The 18264-nt window shown below is 59.1% G+C and carries 15 protein-coding genes; 4 read left to right on the top strand and 11 right to left on the bottom strand.

Annotated features, from left to right (window positions below):
* Positions 1-195: 195 nt before the first annotated feature.
* The 9 genes from PG899_RS02790 to sdhC form a co-directional block, all read right to left on the bottom strand.
* Positions 196-1227, bottom strand: coding sequence for a hypothetical protein (locus PG899_RS02790; RefSeq protein WP_190283619.1), 1032 nt, complete (start codon positions 1225-1227; stop codon positions 196-198).
* A 255-nt stretch (positions 1228-1482) separates the two neighbouring features.
* The gene (gene sucD, locus PG899_RS02785; RefSeq protein WP_005300222.1) at positions 1483-2355 is read right to left on the bottom strand and encodes a succinate--CoA ligase subunit alpha; all 873 of its coding nucleotides are present in this window, start codon (positions 2353-2355) and stop codon (positions 1483-1485) included.
* Positions 2355-3521: an ADP-forming succinate--CoA ligase subunit beta gene (gene sucC, locus PG899_RS02780; protein ID WP_016350506.1), complete on the bottom strand. Its 1167-nt coding sequence runs from the start codon at positions 3519-3521 to the stop codon at positions 2355-2357. Before sucC ends, sucD begins: the two co-directional genes overlap by 1 nt.
* Positions 3522-3744: 223 nt before the next feature.
* A complete protein-coding gene (odhB, locus tag PG899_RS02775; RefSeq protein ID WP_017409622.1) occupies positions 3745-4932 on the bottom strand; it encodes a 2-oxoglutarate dehydrogenase complex dihydrolipoyllysine-residue succinyltransferase in 1188 nt (395 codons plus the stop codon).
* A gap of 92 nt (positions 4933-5024) precedes the next feature.
* Entirely contained in the window at positions 5025-7835 is a 2811-nt protein-coding gene (sucA, locus tag PG899_RS02770; RefSeq protein WP_024945410.1) for a 2-oxoglutarate dehydrogenase E1 component, read from the bottom strand.
* 122 nt (positions 7836-7957) lie between these two features.
* Positions 7958-8674: a succinate dehydrogenase iron-sulfur subunit gene (locus tag PG899_RS02765; protein WP_011705798.1), complete on the bottom strand. Its 717-nt coding sequence runs from the start codon at positions 8672-8674 to the stop codon at positions 7958-7960.
* Between the two features lie 16 nt (positions 8675-8690).
* Positions 8691-10457 (bottom strand): succinate dehydrogenase flavoprotein subunit, encoded by a 1767-nt coding sequence (gene sdhA / locus PG899_RS02760; RefSeq protein ID WP_011705797.1) that lies wholly within the window; start codon positions 10455-10457, stop codon positions 8691-8693.
* Position 10458: 1 nt separating this feature from the next.
* Positions 10459-10803, bottom strand: a complete 345-nt coding sequence (gene sdhD, locus PG899_RS02755) for a succinate dehydrogenase, hydrophobic membrane anchor protein (RefSeq protein WP_011705796.1) — start codon at positions 10801-10803, stop codon at positions 10459-10461.
* A complete protein-coding gene (sdhC, locus tag PG899_RS02750; protein WP_011705795.1) occupies positions 10797-11186 on the bottom strand; it encodes a succinate dehydrogenase cytochrome b556 subunit in 390 nt (129 codons plus the stop codon). The genes sdhD and sdhC overlap by 7 nt, the downstream gene beginning before the upstream one ends.
* A 424-nt stretch (positions 11187-11610) precedes the next feature.
* On the opposite strand from sdhC, the gene PG899_RS02745 reads away from it, so the two are divergent.
* The 3 genes from PG899_RS02745 to PG899_RS02735 all read left to right on the top strand — a co-directional run bounded on the left by PG899_RS02745 (position 11611) and on the right by PG899_RS02735 (position 13925).
* Positions 11611-12897 carry a citrate synthase gene (locus PG899_RS02745; RefSeq protein WP_005300205.1) on the top strand — a complete coding sequence of 429 codons (1287 nt, stop codon included), beginning with the start codon at positions 11611-11613 and terminating at the stop codon, positions 12895-12897.
* A gap of 94 nt (positions 12898-12991) precedes the next feature.
* The gene (locus PG899_RS02740) at positions 12992-13318 is read left to right on the top strand and encodes a DUF4377 domain-containing protein (protein ID WP_077095926.1); all 327 of its coding nucleotides are present in this window, start codon (positions 12992-12994) and stop codon (positions 13316-13318) included.
* A 112-nt stretch (positions 13319-13430) separates the two neighbouring features.
* Positions 13431-13925: a GNAT family N-acetyltransferase gene (locus tag PG899_RS02735; protein WP_042065806.1), complete on the top strand. Its 495-nt coding sequence runs from the start codon at positions 13431-13433 to the stop codon at positions 13923-13925.
* A 58-nt stretch (positions 13926-13983) separates the two neighbouring features.
* Here PG899_RS02735 and fabB read toward each other — a convergent pair whose 3' ends face one another.
* Positions 13984-15195, bottom strand: coding sequence for a beta-ketoacyl-ACP synthase I (gene fabB / locus PG899_RS02730; RefSeq protein WP_029301086.1), 1212 nt, complete (start codon positions 15193-15195; stop codon positions 13984-13986).
* A 90-nt stretch (positions 15196-15285) separates the two neighbouring features.
* Here fabB and mnmC point away from each other — a divergent pair, with 90 nt between their 5' ends.
* A complete protein-coding gene (gene mnmC / locus PG899_RS02725) occupies positions 15286-17304 on the top strand; it encodes a bifunctional tRNA (5-methylaminomethyl-2-thiouridine)(34)-methyltransferase MnmD/FAD-dependent 5-carboxymethylaminomethyl-2-thiouridine(34) oxidoreductase MnmC (protein WP_179101382.1) in 2019 nt (672 codons plus the stop codon).
* Between the two features lie 82 nt (positions 17305-17386).
* Here mnmC and PG899_RS02720 read toward each other — a convergent pair whose 3' ends face one another.
* Positions 17387-17986 carry a DUF922 domain-containing Zn-dependent protease gene (locus tag PG899_RS02720; protein ID WP_179101383.1) on the bottom strand — a complete coding sequence of 200 codons (600 nt, stop codon included), beginning with the start codon at positions 17984-17986 and terminating at the stop codon, positions 17387-17389.
* Positions 17987-18264 lie beyond the last annotated feature (278 nt).

Below are 18264 nucleotides of genomic sequence, written 5' to 3'. Positions count from 1 at the left end.
AATGGCATTTCACTCGAATAAATGGGAAAACATTAATAATGTTTTTCAAGCATCCAATTACACTGCGATAATACAACCACAAAACTGTCATAATATATCGAAAAAGTTGTTAAAATGACTCATTGGTTCACAAACAAAACTATAAAACAACCATATATAATCACACTGCATATGCAGATGTGATCTGTAACTAATTTACTGTTTTCTCTCAATCATTTTTTTAAGCTCATCTAATTTTGTCATGGTTGCATAGAAAGTTTGATATCCATGGTCTTCTATCTTACCTGTTGCGCTCCACGTCGGCACATCTTTAATGTTCTTATTTACAGTGTGAAATTGACCCTCATTACTCAGGCTGCTTACATAATTGAAAGCTGCTGCCAGTTGTATTTTCTGAGCGCCAGACAAAGTGCTTATTATGTCACTAAATTGAGTGGGCGTTAGCCCTAAACGAGCTTGCACCGTAGCACTAATGCTTCTAGTACTTATATATGCAATTCCTTGTGCCTGCATGACAAATGTTGCTAATTTAGTATCCTTTGGCAAATTCCGATAAATACTGCTGATATCATTTCCCACTAAAAATTGGGATATGCGTAAACCAGACACGATTGTAATTCCACTATTCTGATAGCCACCCTGCCCATCAATTTTCCCATAGGGGTCAGCTTCTACATCGAATCCACCACCGGCTGTGCTGCTCCACTGAAATATAAACGTATTACCATCTGACAACTTTGATAATACTTCCGCCTGTAAAGATTGAAATTCTGACTGAGCAGTAGATGCACTCTCAACCTCCGCCGTGCATTCTTCTTTTCCTGCATTTTGGCAAGTAGCCTTAACAAGTAATTTGGTAACTAAGTCTTGTGATTTTTTCTCTAAATTAGTGAAGCTGTTTTTAATGTCTTTTATTTTTTTACCAGGATTTCCTGTCACGGGGTAGTCATATTCGATAACTTTCGACTTATCTGTACTCAGACATATCATTGAATATGGCACTCGATAACTACTCGCAACGCAAGGCATTCCTACAGTATCTATAGGAAGTTGGCCATTTATTGCAAGAAAGCGACTTTGAAATGGAATGTCATTAAAGTAAGATGAGATACCGCCATCATTTTGAGTCGAGCTAGTAAGTTTATCTACTGCACTTAGATTACTAGAACAGCCAGAAATAAGTGCAGAAGAAATACAAAATAAAAACATACATTTCGAAGTCATCATATTATCTCCCCCAGCAGCATTGATACCAATATCACTTGCAAACCATAAGAATATAGTTCGCCATTCAGCATGTGCAAATTTTATTATTATGATTGTATCGTTTACATGATGGTCTTCAATTCATCGCACGCAGAGACCAGCGCCCCTTTGAGCTGAGATGTGTACTGAATTAAGTTACGCAGGCGAAAAAACTATCCCTATAAAAAATGCCGCCCCAAGGGCGGCATTTTTATCAGAGATAACAGGCAAAAGAACTTACCAGCCGGTTACTTCACGCAGGGCCTTGCCGATATCGGCGAGCGACCGCACGGTTTTCACGCCGGCATCTTCTAGGGCGGCAAATTTCTCGGCCGCGGTGCCTTTGCCACCGGCGATGATGGCGCCCGCATGACCCATGCGCTTGCCAGCCGGGGCGGTGACCCCCGCGATGTAGGAGACCACCGGCTTGGTGACATGGGCCTTGATGTAGGCCGCCGCATCTTCCTCGGCGTTGCCGCCGATCTCGCCGATCATCACGATGGCTTCGGTCTGCGGATCATTCTGGAACATCTCCAGGATGTCGATGAAGTTGGAACCCGGGATGGGGTCGCCACCGATACCGACGCAGGTGGACTGGCCGAAGCCCTCGTCCGTGGTCTGCTTGACCGCTTCATAGGTCAGGGTGCCGGAGCGGGAGACAATGCCCACCTTGCCCGGCTTGTGGATGTGGCCTGGCATGATGCCGATCTTGCACTCACCCGGGGTGATGACGCCCGGGCAGTTGGGCCCTATCATGCGCACGCCGGTTTCCTGCAGCTTCACCTTGACGTCCAGCATGTCCAGAGTCGGGATGCCTTCGGTGATGGTGACGATGAGCTTGATGCCGGCATCGATGGCTTCCAGGATGGCGTCCTTGCAGAACGGGGCCGGGACATAGATGACGGAGGCAGTGGCGCCGGTGGCTTCCACGGCGTCACGGACGGTGTTGAACACCGGCAGGCCCAGGTGGGTGGTGCCACCCTTGCCCGGGGAGACGCCGCCGACCATCTGGGTACCGTAGGCAATCGCCTGTTCGGAGTGGAAAGTGCCCTGACCGCCGGTAAAGCCCTGGCAGATCACCTTGGTGTCTTTGTTGATCAGAACGCTCATTATTTGGCCTCCGCTGCTTTTACCACTTGCTGAGCTGCGTCAGTCAGACTCGTTGCGGCGATGATATTGAGGCCGCTGTCGGCCAGTTTACGGGCACCCAGTTCGGCGTTGTTGCCTTCCAGACGCACCACCACGGGCACTTTCACCCCCACTTCCTTGACGGCGCCGATGATGCCTTCCGCGATCATGTCGCAGCGCACGATGCCACCGAAGATGTTGACCAGCACGGCTTGTACCTTGCTGTCGGAGAGGATGATCTTGAACGCCTCGGTCACCCGCTCCTTGGTGGCGCCGCCGCCGACGTCCAGGAAGTTGGCCGGTGAGCCGCCGTGCAGGTTGACGATATCCATGGTGCCCATGGCCAGACCCGCACCGTTGACCATGCAGCCGATGTTGCCATCGAGCGCCACATAGTTCAGCTCCCACTGGGCGGCGTGCGCTTCGCGGGGGTCATCCTGGGACGGATCGTGCATCTGGCGCAGCTTGGGCTGACGGTACAGGGCGTTGGCATCGATGTTGATCTTGCCGTCCAGGCAGTGCAGGTTGCCCTGGGCGGTGATCACCAGCGGGTTGATTTCCAGCAGGGCGAAGTCGCAGTCCAGGAACATCTGGCCCAGACCCATGAAGATCTTGGTGAACTGCTTGATCTGCTCGCCGACCAGACCCAGTTTGAAGGCCAGCTCGCGGGCCTGATAAGGCTGCGGGCCGACCAGCGGATCGATGGCGGCTTTGTGAATGAGTTCCGGGGTTTCGTGGGCGACTTTTTCAATCTCCACGCCACCTTCGGTAGAGGCCATGAAGACCACGCGGCGAGAGCCACGGTCAACCACGGCGCCCAGATAGAGCTCCTTGGCGATGTCGGTGCAAGATTCCACCAGGATCTTGGTGACCGGCTGACCGTTGGCGTCAGTCTGATAGGTCACCAGGTTCTTGCCGAGCCAGTTCTGGGCGAAGGCACGGATCTCGTCCTTGCTCTTGGCCAGCTTGACGCCGCCCGCTTTACCGCGGCCACCGGCGTGGACCTGGCACTTGACGACCCAGGTGTTGCCGCCAATCTTGTCGGCCGCTTCGGCCGCTTCCTGCGGGGTGGCACAGGCATAACCTTCGGAGACCGGCAGGCCATACTCGGCAAACAGCTGTTTTGCCTGATATTCATGCAGATTCATAGATGCTCTATCCGTGTTGTAGGTATTTCCGTCCGGGGCTCGTGTTTCTCAATCCCCTGTGAAAGGGGCCAAGGCGGCCCCTCGTTATCTTTCTAATTTCACTTTCACTCAGACGTTCCGTCGGGGCCGGCTTGGCCCCCGCTTGCCGCCGAACGGGAAGTCCGGCGGCAAGCTTGTGGCGCGAGCCATCAAGCCAGAGGGCTTGCCGGTCCGGCCGATTTCTTTAGACGTCCAGCAGCAGACGGGTCGGATCTTCCAAGAGCTCCTTGATGGAGACCAGGAAGCCCACCGACTCGCGGCCGTCGATGATGCGGTGATCGTAGGAGAGCGCCAGGTACATCATCGGCAGGATCTCGACCTTGCCGTCGACGGCCATGGGGCGGTCCTGGATCTTGTGCATGCCCAGAATGGCGCTCTGGGGCGGGTTGATGATCGGGGTGGACATCAGGGAGCCGAACACGCCACCGTTGGTGATGGTGAAGTTGCCGCCGGTCAGTTCATCCACGGTCAGCTTGCCGTCACGGCCCTTGCCGGCCAGGTCTTTGATGGCCTTCTCGATGTCGGCCAGGCTCATGTTGTCGCAGTCACGCAGCACCGGGGTCACCAGACCACGGGGGGTGGAGACGGCGATGCTGACGTCGAAGTAGTTGTGGTAGACGATGTCGTCACCATCCAGCGCCGCGTTCACTTCGGGGTAGCGCTTGAGGGATTCCACCACCGCCTTCACGTAGAAGGACATGAAGCCGAGCTTGATGCCGTGCTTCTTCTCGAAGATCTCGCCGTACTGCTTGCGCAGCTTCATGATGGGCGCCATGTTGATCTCATTGAAGGTGGTCAGCATGGCGGTGGTGTTCTTGGCCTCCAGCAGACGCTCGGCGATGCGCTTGCGCAGACGGGTCATGGGCACGCGCTTTTCAGTGCGACCGGCCAGCGGAGCGACCGGTGCAGCCGGGGCTGCAGCGACAACCGGGGCGGCGGCAGGCTTGTTGCCACCCTTGATGAAGGCTTCCACGTCTTCCTTGGTGACGCGACCACCCTTGCCGGTACCGGTCAGCTTGGCGACGTCGATGTCATGCTCGGCCACCAGGCGGCGCACGGAGGGGCTCAGACCATCGGCAGCGTCATCGGCCACCGCTTCCACCGGCTTCTCCTTGGTCTCTTCGCCGGCCACCGGGGCAGGCTTGAGCATGGCGATCAGCTGGCGGGAGAGCACGGTGGCCCCTTCGCTTTGCAGGATGTCGCCCAGCACGCCGGCTTCCGGCGCCGGCACTTCCAGCACGACCTTGTCGGTCTCGATGTCGACCAGCACTTCATCACGGGCAACCAGATCACCCGGTTTCTTGTGCCAGGTGGCGATGGTGGCATCCGCCACTGATTCCGGCAGGTCCGGTACTTTGATCTCGATAGTCATCTAATCAGTTCCTTGTTACTTCTTGGCCAGCAGGCTTGTTCCAGAGTCGGAGAGGGTCGGCGCAGCGGCGCGCCCTCTCCTTCGCAACGGGTTTATTCCAGGGTCAGCGCGTCTTCCACCAGGGCTTTTTGCTGCTTGGCGTGGACTGACATGTAACCGACGGCCGGTGAAGCCGACGCCGGGCGACCGGCATAACGCAGACGGGCATGGCTTGGCAGCACGCTGTCATAGTGATGACGGGTGCAGTACCAGGCGCCCTGGTTCTGCGGCTCTTCCTGACACCAGACGAAGTCGGTGACGTGGGCATAGTCGGCCAGAATGGCGCGCACTTCCTCTTCCGGGAAGGGGTAGAGCTGCTCAATTCGCACCAGCGCCACATCTTGCTGCTCGGCCTTGCGACGGGCATCGAGCAGGTCGTAGTAGACCTTGCCGGAGCAGAACACCACGCGCTTGACGCCCTTCGGATCCAGCGCATCGATCTCGCCGATGGCGTTCTGGAAGGTGCCTTCGGCCAGCTCTTCGAGCTTGCTCACCGCCAGCGGGTGGCGCAGCAGGGATTTGGGCGTCATCACGATGAGCGGACGGCGCATCGGACGTACCACCTGGCGACGCAGCATGTGGAACACCTGCGCCGGGGTGGACGGTACGCACACCTGCATGTTGTGCTGGGCGCACATCTGCAGATAGCGCTCCAGACGGGCGGAGGAGTGCTCCGGGCCCTGCCCTTCGTAGCCGTGCGGCAGCAGCATGGTCAGGCCGCACATCCGGCCCCACTTCTGCTCGCCGGAGGAGAGGAACTGATCGACCACCACCTGGGCACAGTTGGCGAAGTCACCGAACTGGGCTTCCCAGATGGTGAGGCCGGCCGGCTCGGCGCTGGCGTAGCCATATTCGAAGGCCAATACCGCGTTTTCGGTCAGCACGGAGTCGTACACCTCGAACGGGCCCTGTTCGTCGTGCAGGTTGCACAGCGGGGTGTAGGTGCTGGCATCGGTCTGGCTGTGCAGCACGGCGTGGCGGTGGAAGAAGGTGCCACGGCCGGAGTCTTCCCCGGTGAAGCGGATACGCGAGCCTTTGTCCACCAGGGTGGCGTAGGCCAGGGTCTCGGCAAAGCCCCAGTCCAGCAGCTTCTCGCCGGCGGCCATCAGACGGCGGTCTTCGTAGATCTTCTCGACCTGGCGCTGCAGCACGTGGGTGGCCGGGTACTGGCTGATGCGCTCGCCGAGGGACTTCAGATGATCCATCGGTACAGTGCTGTCATAGGCCATGGCCCAGTCGTGACCGAGATAAGGGGTCCAGTCGACGGAGTGCAGCTCCATCGGACGCCACTCCTTGCTCACCCGCTCACCGCGATCCAGGGTCTCGCGATATTCGTTGACCAGGGTAGTGGCCAGCTCCTGACTGATGCTGCCTTCCGCCACCAGCTGGTCGGCGTAGATCTTGCGCGGGGTCGGGTGCTGTTTGATCTTCTGGTACATCAGCGGCTGGGTCGCACTCGGCTCGTCGGCCTCGTTGTGACCGTGACGACGGTAGCAGACCAGCTCGATCACCACGTCGCGCTTGAAGGTGTTGCGGTAATCCAGCGCAATCTGGGTCACCAGCACCACGGCTTCTGGGTCATCGCCGTTGACGTGCAGCACGGGGGCCTGCACCGCCTTGGCGATGTCGGTGCAATATTCGGTGGAGCGCAGGTCACGAATGTAAGAGGTGGTGAAGCCCACCTGGTTGTTGATGACGATGCGCACGGTCCCGCCCACGCCATAGGCACGGGTCTGGGACATGTTGAAGGTCTCGGCCACCACGCCCTGACCGGCCATGGCGGAGTCGCCGTGGATGGTGATGGGCAGTACGGTCGAGCCGTCCTTGTCACCACGGCGGTCCATGCGGGCACGGACCGAGCCGATGACCACAGGGTTGACGATTTCGAGGTGAGACGGGTTGAAGGCGAGCGCCAGGTGGACGTTGCCGCCCGGGGTGGCGAAGTCGGACGAGAAGCCCATGTGGTACTTCACGTCACCCGTGCCCCAGGATTCGCCGTGCTTGCCGGCAAACTCGTCGAACAGGTCCTGGGCGCGCTTGCCCAGCACGTTGATCAGCACGTTGAGACGGCCGCGGTGGGCCATGCCGATGACGGCCTCTTTGCAGCCCTGCTCACCGGCGCGGCGAATAAGCTCTTTGAGCATGGGCACCATGGCATCGCCCCCTTCCAGGGAGAAACGCTTGGCCCCCGGGAACTTGGCGCCCAGGTATTTTTCCAGCCCTTCGGCGGCGGTCAGGCTCTCGAGGAAGCGGGTCTTCTCTTCCAGGGTGTAGCTGCCCGTCCCTTCGATGGATTCGAGACGCTGTTGCAGCCAGCGCTTCTCCTCGGTGGAGGTGAGGTGCATGTAGTCGGCGCCGATGCTGCCGCAGTAGGTTTTCTTCAGCGAGGCATACAGATCGGAGAGCACCATGGTCTCGCGGCCGATGGCGTAGGAGCCCACGTTGAAGGTGGCCTCCATGTCTGCGCCCTGCAGGTTGTGAAACGCGGGATCCAGTTCGGCAACGGTTTCACGCGCCCAGAGGCCGAGCGGATCCAGATTGGCGTTTTGATGGCCACGGAAGCGGAAGGCGTTGATCAGCTGCAATACCCGCACCTGCTTGGCATCCACTTGCGGATCGGAGACGGGGGCACTGTAGCGGGAGGGATCCTTGGCCAGGCGACGGAAATAATCGCGGACTCGGGAGTGAGGTTGTTCTATCGCATGGCCATTGACCTGGGGCAGCGAGCTAAACAGGCTGCGCCACTCTTCGGCTACGGACTCGGGGTCTTCCAGGAAGGATTCGTACAAATCCTCAATATAGCTTGCATTCGCACCAGCCAGGTGAGATGACTCCAACCAGGCCTTCATCACGCCGTTATGCATTTCTATCCCTTGTACATCTTGTTCACTGCAGCGCAGCTTGTAGGGTTTAAATAGCCATCCAGCCATGGTGACGGATGGCTATCCAGAGGTCGGGCCTGGCGCGTGACGCCCTGGCCCTGATACTAAACAGCCCGATTGAGCAGCATCGACTTGATCTGACCGATGGCCTTGGTCGGGTTCAAGCCCTTGGGACAGACGTTCACGCAGTTCATGATGCCGTGGCAACGGAACACGCTGAAGGCGTCATCCAGATTACCCAGTCGATCGGTAGCCGCGGTATCGCGGCTATCAGCCAGCCAGCGATAGGCGGCGAGCAGACCGGCCGGGCCGATGAACTTGTCCGGGTTCCACCAGAAGGAGGGGCAAGAGGTGGAGCAGCAGGCACAGAGAATACACTCGTACAGGCCATCCAGCTTGGCGCGCTCTTCGGGGGATTGCAGGTGCTCACGCACGGGCGGCAATTTTTCGTCGTTGATGAGGAAGGGTTTGACCTTCTCCCACTGGGTGTAGAACTGGGTCATGTCGATCACCAGATCACGGATCACCGGCAGGCCTGGCAAGGGACGGATAACGACGTTATTGCCCTTCTTCAGCAGATCGGAGAGCGGGGTGATGCAGGCAAGACCGTTCTTGCCATTCATGTTGAGACCGTCAGATCCACAGACCCCTTCGCGGCAAGAGCGGCGGAAGGCGAGCGTGGGATCCAGCTCTTTGAGCTGGATCAGTGCGTCGAGCACCATCATGTCGGAACCTTCAGGAATATCAAGACGATATTCCTTCATATGAGGGACGTTATCAACATCGGGATTGTATCTGTAGACAGAGAATGTGACGTTCATAGGGCTAGCTCCGCAATCAGTAAGTCCGGACCTTGGGCGGGAACGCCTCACGGGTCTTGGGTGACATGTTGACAGCGCGACGGGTCATGGACTCGGTGTCCGGATGATAGAGGCTGTGGCACAGCCAGCTCTCATCGTCACGCTCCGGGAAATCGAAGCGGCTGTGGGCGCCCCGGCTCTCGGTACGGAAGTTGGCAGCCACCGCGGTGGCATAGGCCGTCTCCATCAGGTTGTCCAGCTCCAGGCACTCGATGCGCTGGGTGTTGAACTCCTTGGAGGTGTCGTCCAGACGGGCGTTCTTGAGGCGCTCGCGGATGAGTTTCAGCTCGGCCAGCCCTTCGGCCATGGCATCGCCTTCCCGGAATACGGAGAAGTTGTTCTGCATGCAGCGCTGCAGGTCTTTGCGGATCTGCACCGGATCTTCACCGTCACGGCAATTTTCCCAGCGATTGAAGCGGGACAGTGCAGCGTCGATATCGGCGTCGGAGGCGGCGCGGCCGTGCTCCATCTCGCTCAGGGTGTTGACCAGGTGCATGCCGGCGGCGCGACCAAATACCACCAGATCCAGCAGCGAGTTGCCGCCCAGACGGTTGGCACCGTGCACCGAAACGCAGGCGATTTCGCCCACCGCAAACAGACCGACCACCGGCACGTCGTTGCCGTCCTTGTCCTGGGTCAGGCACTGGCCATTCACGTTGGTCGGCACGCCGCCCATCATGTAGTGGCAGGTCGGGATGATGGGGATGGGTTCCTTGACCGGATCCACGTGGGCGAAGGTGCGAGAGAGCTCGCAGATGCCGGGCAGGCGGGATTCCAGCACCTCTTTACCGAGGTGATCCAGCTTGAGCTTGATGTGCGGGCCCCAGGGACCGTCGCAGCCACGACCTTCGCGGATCTCGATCATGATGGAACGGGCCACCACGTCGCGACCGGCCAGATCCTTGGCGTTCGGCGCATAACGCTCCATGAAGCGCTCGCCGTCTTTATTGAGCAGGTAGCCGCCTTCACCGCGGCAACCTTCGGTCACCAGCACCCCTGCCCCGGCGATACCGGTCGGGTGGAACTGCCAGAACTCCATGTCCTGCACGCCAACCCCGGCGCGCAGCGCCATGCCGACGCCATCACCGGTGTTGATGTGGGCGTTGGTGGTGGACTGGTAGATGCGACCGGCACCGCCGGTAGCGAGTACGGTGGCCTTGGCCTTGAAGTAGACGACTTCACCGCTCTCCATGTCGATGGCGGTACAGCCAACGATGTGGCCGTCCTGGTTCTTCACCAGATCCAGCGCATACCACTCGGAGAAGACGGTGGTCTTGTTCTTGACGTTTTGCTGATAGAGGGTGTGCAACAGGGCGTGACCGGTACGGTCGGCTGCCGCCGCGGTACGGGCCGCCTGCTCGCCACCGAAATTCTTGGACTGGCCACCAAACGGACGCTGATAGACAGTGCCGTTGTCGAAGCGGGAGAAGGGCAGGCCCATGTTCTCCAGTTCATAGACGGCCTCGGGGCCGGTCTTGCACATGTATTCAATGGCTTCCTGATCACCGATGTAATCGGAGCCCTTGACGGTGTCGTACATGTGCCACTGCCAGTTGTCGTCGTGGGCATTGCCCAGCGCAACCGTGATCCCGCCCTGGGCAGAAACCGTGTGAGAACGGGTCGGGAATACCTTGGATAACAGAGCGCAGCTCTTGCCGGATTGGGCAATCTGCAGCGCGGCCCGCATGCCGGCGCCACCGGCACCGATCACCACCGCATCAAATTCACGAGTTGGAATAGTCACCTTACACCCCCCACAGTACAACGAAGCCGGTCATCAGGTAGACGAACAGCACCACTACCAGGGCAAATTGCAGCGCACCGCGCAACCCCACCGGCTTGATATAGTCGGTCAGCACCTGCCACAGACCGATCCAGGCGTGGATCAGTACGCACAGCAGCGCCAACAGGGTGAACACCTTGGTGAAGGTTTTGGCGAAGAAGCCGGTCCACACCTCGTAGCTGATGTCGTTGAACGCGACAAAGCCCACCAGGTAGAGGACATAACAGGTCATGATGAGGGCGGTGGCGCGGATCAGGATGTAATCGTGAACGCCGCTGCGCCCGAAGGTTGCAGAATTGGTTACCATACCAGTACCCCCGCCAATACCGCCAAAACCGCGGTGATCACGAAGGCCACACGGGCACTCTGATTACCGGATTCCAGCTCTTCCCAATAGCCCATGTCCATGACCAGGTGACGCAGTCCGCCCACAATGTGGTACGCCAGCGCAGTCAGGATCCCCCACAGCACGAATTTGACCAGGAAGTTGTCCATGATGGACACCACGGTCTCAAATCCTTCGGGAGAGGCGAGTGAAGTACCAAGCATCCACAGCAAGATTGAGAGCGCCACAAAGGTGATGACCCCTGAGACACGATGCAAGATGGAAGCGATGGCGGTGACAGGAAAGCTGATCGTCTGTAGGTCGAGGTTTACAGGTCTCTGTTTATTTTTCACGGCTTTGCCCACTCAGCTCCATTGAGCACGTTAGTTATTGTTTTTACACGCTTATGAGGGCATGGAGTGGCATTTGTTAGGTTTTTGTTACCAAAACAACTCAGGAAAGCCAAAAATAACATTTTCAATATCACATCTAGCTTTGCGAAAGCGTTTCAAACACCGACAGCCATCACCCACGAGGCGCAGTATATCGGCGGGCTTAACCAATGACAATCAATTAGCTACAAAGAAAACCCAAAACCGTAAACCAGATCTCACAACTCATTTAACAAATCATTAATGATCATCCAGCAAAATTGACAACAGCCCTGAACTCTGTTTCAAATAAGGCGCTCCAGCCGCCCTGGTACGGGTCAGAACCTTTGCCAGCGTCATCAAACTCGTAATAAAGTAGAGCTGGAATCAAATTATAAAAGAGCAAAGGAGACGTGCTATGGCTGATAAGATAGCCACCCTACATCTGCCCGGTAAAGACCCGGTAGAACTCCCGATCCTGTCAGGAACTGTCGGACCCGACGTGATCGATGTCAGAAAACTGGGCGCGCAAGGGTACTTCACCTTCGACCCCGGTTTTATGGCAACCGGTTCTTGCAAATCATCCATTACGTACATAGATGGCGATCAGGGTGTCTTGCTGCACCGTGGTTACCCCATCGCCCAGTTGGCCACCCAGGCTAGCTATCTGGAAGTCTGCTATATCCTGCTGTACGGCGAGGCGCCCACCAAGGCGCAGTACACGGAATTCGAACGTCTGGTCACCCGCCACACCATGGTGCACGAGCAGATTGCCTTCTTCTTCCGCGGCTTCCGTCGCGACGCCCACCCCATGGCCGTCATGTGCGGCGTGGTCAGTGCGCTCTCAGCCTTCTATCACGATGCCCTCGACATCAACAACGAAGAGCACCGCGAGATCTGCGCCTTCCGTCTGCTCTCCAAGATGCCGACCCTGGCCGCCATGTGCTACAAGTACTCCATCGGTCAGCCGTTCATGCAGCCGCGTAACGCCCTCTCCTATGCCGGCAACTTCCTGCACATGATGTTTGGCGTGCCGACCGAAGAGTACAAGGTCAACCCCATCGTCGAACGCGCCATGGACCGCATCTTCACCCTGCATGCGGACCACGAGCAGAACGCGTCTACCTCCACCGTGCGTCTGGCCGGCTCCTCCGGCGCCAACCCGTTTGCCTGTATCGCCGCGGGGATCGCCTCCCTGTGGGGACCGGCCCACGGTGGTGCCAACGAAGCCTGCCTCAAGATGCTCGAGGAGATCGGCTCCGTTGACCGCATTCCCGAGTACATCGCCAAGGCCAAGGACAAGAACGATCCGTTCCGTCTGATGGGCTTCGGCCACCGGGTCTACAAGAACCACGACCCCCGTGCCACCGTGATGCGCGAAACCTGTCACGAGGTACTGACCGAGCTGCAGATCAAGGATCCGCTGCTGGACGTGGCCATGGAGCTGGAACGCATCGCGCTCTCCGACCCCTACTTCATCGAGAAGAAGCTCTACCCGAACGTGGACTTCTACTCCGGCATCATCATGAAGGCCATCGGCATTCCCATGTCCATGTTCACCGTGATCTTCGCCATCTCCCGTACCATCGGCTGGATTGCCCACTGGAACGAAATGCACTCGGATCCGGATCAGAAGATCGGCCGTCCGCGTCAGCTCTATACCGGTCAGCCGCAACGCGAGTTCACCCCGCTCGACCAACGTTGAGTCACGGGTTTCGGATTTTTTGTTACAAAGGCGGTCATTGACCGCCTTTTTATTTGCCGCTCTAATGCCCCCCTTTCCATCGAAGGAGTTCATCATGAGACCACTGTTCCTCAGCGCCGCTGCCGCCCTGCTGCTCAGCGCCTGTCAAAGCGCCCCCACGCCAACCGCAGGCGAGACCCTCTACGTCAACAGCCAGCTGGTACACTGCGTCGGCGTCGGCCCCATGCAGTGCATGCAGGTGCGCAGTGACGAGCAGCAGCCCTGGACCCTGTTCTATCAGCAGATTGAAGGCTTTCAGTTTGAACCCGGCTACCGCTATCAACTGACCGTCAGCAAGGAGCAGCTCACCGATGTGCCGGCAGATGCCCCTTCCCTGCGCTACCAGCTCATCAAGGTCGTCAGCAAACAGGCGGCGCGCTGATCAAAGCAGGCATCATTTGGAGATGCTTGTTCAGTTCATGACCCGGTTCTGGTACGCTGGTTGACGAATCCATTGCTTAATCAGCGTTTTCGGGCAGCCATGCCCTACCACTATGATCAAGATCCGCACGACACGGGCCAACGACTGGCCCGCCATCATGGCCATTCAGGACGAGTGTTATCACCAGCTGGATCCTGAGCCCATCGAAGTCATGAGCAACAAGGCCGAACTGGCCCCCGCCTGCTGCTGGGTGGCAGAACATCAGGGCCAGGTGCTGGGCTATTTGCTCTGCCACCCCTGGCGCGCCCACCAGCCACCGCCGCTCTCCGTCCCCATTCAACGCCTGGCCGGCAACGACGAATTCTATCTGCACGATCTCGCCGTCTCACGGCAGGCCCGCGGCAAGGGCATAGGGCAGCGGCTGCTCGCCACCGCCCTTGCGTTTGCCGCAGACGAAGGGTTTGAGCACGCCGGTCTGGTGGCGGTGCAGGATGCGCCGGCCTTCTGGCGCAAACAGGGCTTCCAGCCGGCCAGAACCCGCAAGTCCCTCACCGAATATGGCGAGGGCGCGACCTACATGCGGCTGCCGCTGCCGCAACGGGGCTGACGAACACCCAATGAAAAAGGCGCCTTGCGGCGCCTTTTTTCGACTCATGGTGGACTCATCAAGCCTTGAACTTGCTGAACACCAGGGAGGCGTTGGTCCCGCCGAAGCCGAAGCTGTTGGACATGACGGTATTGAGATCTGCCTCTTCGTACTCGCGCACGATGGGCAGGCCTTCGGCCTTCTCGTCCAGGGTCTCGATGTTGATGCTGGGGGCGATGAAGCCGTGTTCCATCATCAGCAGGGAGTAAACGGCCTCGTGCACGCCGGCAGCACCCAGGGCATGACCGGTCATGGCCTTGGTGGCGGAGAGCTTGGGCGCATTGCTGCCAAATAGGGTCTGGATCGCTTCCAGCTCCTTGGTGTCACCGACCGGAGTGGAGGTACCGTGGGTGTTGATGTAATCCACCTTGCCGACACCCTGCATCGCCATCTTCATGCAACGCACCGCGCCTTCACCGCTCGGCGCGACCATGTCGTAGCCATCGGAGGTGGCACCGTAACCGGTGATCTCGGCATAGATGTGGGCACCACGGGCCAGGGCGTGTTCCAGCTCCTCGACCACCAGGATGCCGCCGCCACCGGAGATGACGAAACCGTCGCGATCCGCATCATAGGTACGGGAGGCTTTTTCCGGGGTGTCGTTGTACTTGGTGGACAGGGCACCCATGGCATCGAACTGGATGGTGGAAGACCAGTCCAGCTCCTCGCCGCCGCCGGCGAAGACGATGTCCTGCTTGCCAAGCTGGATCAGTTCCAGAGCGTGACCGATGCAGTGGGCAGAGGTGGCGCAGGCGGAGCTGATGGTGTAGTTGACACCCTTGATCTTGAACGGGGTGGCCAGGCAGGCGGAGGTGGTGGAGGACATGGTACGCGGCACCATGTAGGGACCCACACGCTTGACGCCCTTCTCACGGGCGATATCCGCAGACTCGGAGGTGTTCTTGCCGGAGGCGCCACCGGAGCCGGTCACGATACCGGAACGCTCGTTGGACACCATCTCTTCCGGCAAACCGGCGTCTTCGATGGCCTGTTGCATGGAGAGATAGGCATAAGCCGCTGCATCGCCCATGAAACGCATGACTTTACGGTCGATCAGTTCAGACGGGTCGAGTTTGATGTTACCCCAGACACGGCTGCGCAGGTTGTACTGTTCGAACTGCTCGGAATAGGTGATGCCAGATTTGCCTGCTTTCAGGGAGGCCAGCACTTCTTCCTTGTTGTTGCCGATACTGGAGATGACGCCGATACCGGTGATCACTGCTCTTCTCATTAATTCATCTCGTCTGGAAAAACTGGCGCCAAGTCTACCCGCTTTCGGCTGCCAAACTGGTCTGCTTTCACGTAGAATGCCCGCGATTTTGTGACGCGAGCAGAGGAAAACGTGAGTCAAACATCCTTACATCATGCCCGATTGGACTGGAATGAAGCGGGAACTCCAGTCTCCAATGAGTTCGGAGATGTGTACTTTTCCAATGATAACGGTCTAAGTGAAACCCGCTACGTCTTTTTGCAGCAAAATCGGCTGCCAGCGCGATTTTCGCATCACGATAGTGACATTTTCGTGATAGGTGAGACAGGTTTCGGCACAGGTCTTAACTTTCTGGCGACAATGGCCGCCTTTCTGGAACAGGCGCCCCAATCCGGCAACGGTGCCCGCCTCCACTTCATCAGCTTCGAAAAATACCCGCTGACCCGGGAGGATCTGCGCAAGGCACTGGCCGCCTGGCCAGAGCTCGCCACCTTCAGCCAGCCCCTCATCGCGCAGTGGCCGCTGCCCGTTGCAGGCTGTCATCGGCTGCTCTTTGCCGGCGGCCGCATCCGGCTCGACCTCTGGTTTGGCGACATCAAGGAGATGCTGCCCCAGGTGCCCCACCCGGCAGACGGGCTGGTGGACGCCTGGTATCTTGATGGCTTCTCCCCCGCCAAGAACCCGGAGATGTGGACGCAAGAATTGTTCGACGGCCTGGCCCGCCTGGCGCGGCCCCACGCCACCATCGCCACCTTTACCTGTGCCGGCTTCGTGCGCCGCGGCCTGATTGCCGCCGGTTTTGCCATGCAGAAGGTGAAAGGGCATGGCAGCAAGCGGGAGATGCTGGCCGGGGAGCGCGCAGAGAAACAGCCACAGCAGACCATCGCCCCCTGGTATGCCAGACCTGCCGGCCGCGCGGGCGAGGTGCTGATCATCGGTGGCGGCATCGCCTCGGCCATGACGGCGCTCTCGCTGGTGGAGCGGGGCCGCAAGGTGACGCTCTTGTGCCAGGATGGCGAGCCGGCGACCGGCGCCTCCGGCAACCGGCAGGGAGCCCTCTACCCGCTGCTCAACGGCGAGCACGATGCCCTGTCGCGCTTCTATTCGCTGGCCTTCGGCTTTGCCAGAAACCGATTGTTATCCCTGGCCGAGCGCCACCCTGTCGCCTTCTCGCTGTGCGGCGTCACCCAGCTCGGCTATGACGACAAGTCCGCCGCCAAGCTGGCCAAGATGGCACAAGGCCCCTTCCCGCCCGAACTGATGCAGGTACTTTCCGAGCCGGAGGTTGAGCAAGTGGTCGGCCTGCCCTGCGGTCACGGTGGCGTCAGCTATCCGCAGGGGGGCTGGCTCTGCCCGGCGGATCTCACCCACGCCGCCATCCAGGAGGCGCAGGCCTGCGGGCTGCTTGAGGTGGCGTTCAATACCGAGGTGGTCGCCATTGCCGAACAGGCCGATGGCTGGCAGGTCGAGTCTCGTGACGGGCGCCGCTGGCAAGCCCCCAATCTGGTGGTGGCCGCCGGCCATCAGCTGCCTGCGCTCATCCCCTTTGCCGAGCTGCCGCTCTACCCGGTGCGTGGCCAGGTGAGCCATGTGCCGACCTCGGTGAGCTTGAGCAAGCTCAACACCGTGCTCTGCTACGATGGCTACCTCACTCCGGCTAGCCACGATCACCACTGCATCGGCGCCAGCTATGGTCGCAACCAGACCGACCTCGGGTTTCGCACCGACGAGCAGGCCCAGAACCAGGCGCGACTGCAAGCCTGCCTGCCGCAGCAGAGCTGGCCCGCCGAGGTGGATGTGAGTGGCAATCAGGCCCGGGTCGGCGTGCGCAGTGCCAGTCGGGATCACCTGCCGGTGGCGGGACCAGTCGCCAGCTTGGCCAACCTCGCGGATCACTACGCCGGACTGCAGGGCGATCAGCAAAACGCCGCGCCCTTGCCGCTGCATCCCGGCCTCTATGTGCTGGGGGCGCTCGGCTCGCGGGGACTCTGCTCGGCGCCCCTTTGCGGCGAACTGCTGGCCAGCGAGATCTGCGGCGATCCGTTGCCGCTGGCGGCCGATCTGCTGGAGGCGCTCCACCCGGCCCGCTACTGGGTGCGCAAGCTGCTCAAGGGCAAGCCACTCCAGTGAGCATTCAGATGCTCGGCAAGGCGCAACAACAAAAAGGGCTCCCCAGCGGGAGCCCTTTTTGTTCGCTCAAATCCTCTCGGGCTCAGATGCCCTTTGGCCAGTTAAGCCCCAGCTTGCGACCGTGATCGGTCTGCTGCTGCAACTGGCTGAAACGTTGGCGCGAGCTGGCCAGCACCCCCTGCCCCCGCTGCCAGGCCTGATATTCCAGGGCGGCGCAGTCGCGCTCCACCGGCAGCTGCGCCAGCTGGATGCCGAGCTGGCTGACGCTCTCCAGCAAGATATCTTTGTGGCGGCTCTCGTAATCGAACATGGCGGCCACCAGCTTGTCCCACTTCTGGCGCTCGGCGGCGGAAGCCTTGGCCTTGTCCATCCAGTTCGGCACCATCACCTTGATCCGGGTGGTGACCCTGACCTGCTCCAGCTCGCAGCGCTGCGCCTCGGGACGGGTCTGCAACTGCCAGGAGAGTTGGTAACTGGCCATGCCGATGTGGCCGTTGGCCCGGGCTGTGCCCGCATTGGTCATCTGGCGCGCCAGGCTCGCCACATCCGGTCCGGAAACCCGATAAAACTGAAAGTCGACCTTGATGTCAGGCACCGCCTTGATACCGGTGTAATGGGAACTCTCGGCCCCGGCCGTGGTGGCGAACAACATCAGTGCCACCATGAAAACTTTGCTGACCATTCCCATCTCTGCTGCCTTGACCTCGTTGCTGGCGGGGTTGTTATTTTAATTAATAATCAACGCATTAATACTCGAAGCAGGAGATTAACCGCGATCCCCGCGACTGTCACCTACTCCCGTCACAAAGCCTAAGTGTCAGGTTGACAAGTCGCAACCCCGCACCGCCATTGATTTGCAAGCAAGATCACAAGTGATGCGCAACATCATGGTGAGATACCCCTTATTGGATAATAATCGCCGAGTTTTATGTCGATACATTTCGGGATTGGCCAGATTAA

The sequence above is a fragment of the Aeromonas sp. QDB39 genome, from assembly GCF_027707585.1.
In the GTDB taxonomy this organism is placed as follows: Bacteria; Pseudomonadota; Gammaproteobacteria; order Enterobacterales; family Aeromonadaceae; genus Aeromonas; species Aeromonas hydrophila.
Note: the sequence above shows the minus strand (reverse complement) of the source record. Positions and strands in the feature narration are given on the sequence as shown.